At 69.1% G+C, this 1,546-nt stretch carries 1 protein-coding gene; it reads left to right on the top strand.

Annotated features, from left to right (window positions below; genetic code table 11):
• Positions 1–105 precede the first annotated feature (105 nt).
• Positions 106–1,546, top strand: a 1,441-nt coding sequence (locus tag ETD86_RS54285) for a condensation domain-containing protein (protein ID WP_342779379.1), incomplete at its 3' end; no start/stop codon positions are given.

Genomic DNA, 1,546 nt, shown 5'->3' with positions numbered 1-1,546 from the left:
GGTGAGCTGTATGTGGCCGGGGCTGGGTTGGCGCGTGGTTATGTGGGTCGTGCGGGGTTGACGGGTGAGCGGTTCGTGGCGTGTCCGTTCGGTTCGGGTGAGCGGATGTATCGGACCGGGGACCTGGTGAGGTGGACTGCTGATGGGCGGTTGGTGTTCGCGGGGCGGGCGGATGAGCAGGTGAAGATCCGGGGGTTCCGGATCGAGCCGGGTGAGGTCGAGGCGGTGCTGCACGGTCATCCGGACGTCGCCCAGGCTGCGGTCGTCGTCCGTGAAGACGTCCCGGGTGACAAGCGGCTGGTGGCGTACGTGGTGCCCGGCGACGGCGACACGGTGGATGACGGGCTGCGGGACTACCTTGCCCGGCGGCTGCCGGAGTACATGGTGCCTGCCGCGGTGGTGACGCTGTCTGCGTTGCCGTTGACGCCGAACGGGAAGCTGGACCGCAAGGCGCTGCCCGCGCCGGAGTATGTGAGCGGGTCGGGCCGGGCTCCTGCCACGGTGCAGGAGGAACTGCTGTGTGCCGCCTTCGCCCAGGTCTTAGGCGTGGAGTCGGTAGGAGTCGACGACAGCTTCTTCGACCTCGGCGGTCACTCTCTGCTCGGGGTCCGCTTGGCATCTCGTATCCGAGCGGTGCTCGGGGTGGAGTTGCCGCTGCGTATGTTGTTCGAGGCACCGACGGTGGCCGGTCTGGCGACCCGTCTGACGGGGAGCGATGTCGGCCAGGTGCGTCCGCCGCTGCGGACGACGGAGCGTCCGGAGCGCGTCCCGCTGTCGTTCGCGCAGCGCCGGCTGGCGTTCCTGGAGCAATTGGAGGGTCCCAGCCCCACCTACAACCTTCCGACGGTGGTCCGGCTCACCGGTGACCTGGATATCGCCGCGTTGAACGCGGCCTTCCGCGATGTGCTCGCTCGTCACGAGTCCTTGCGTACCGTCTTCCCGTCTGTGGACGGGGAGCCGTATCAGCACATTCTGGATATGGCGGAGCTGGATTGGGCGCTGCAGGTGTCCCGGGTGGAGGCCGGAGAGCTGGCCGGCGCCGTGGGGCAGGTGACGCGGTACGCGTTCGATCTGTCGAGTGATGTGCCGGTCCGGGCGTGGTTGTTCCAGACCGGGGCCGACGAGCAGGTGCTCGTGGTCGTGGTGCATCACATCGCGGGCGACGGCTGGTCGATGGCGCCGCTGGGCCGCGACCTGTCCAGCGCGTACGCGGCCCGCATGCGGGATGAGGCTCCGGTGTGGGAGCCGTTGCCGGTGCAGTACGCGGACTACGCGTTGTGGCAGCGGGAGTTGCTGGGCGAGGAGTCCGACCCGGACAGTCTGCTGTCGGCGCAGATCGGCTACTGGCGGGAGGCGTTGGCTGGTGCGCCGGAGGAGTTGGCGCTGCCGACGGATCGGCCGCGGCCGGCGACGGCCAGTCATCTCGGTCATCGGGTGCCGTTGCGGATTCCGGCTGAGGTGCATGAGCGGATGGTGGCGCTGGCCCGTTCCGAGGGCGTCACGGTGTTCATGATGCTGCAGGCGGCGCTGGCGGTGACGCTGTCGC

The sequence above is a fragment of the Nonomuraea turkmeniaca genome (assembly GCF_005889735.1).
GTDB lineage: Bacteria > Actinomycetota > Actinomycetes > Streptosporangiales > Streptosporangiaceae > Nonomuraea > Nonomuraea turkmeniaca.
The sequence above is the reverse complement of the archived record's forward strand: the minus strand, read 5'-3'. Positions and strand labels throughout refer to the sequence as shown.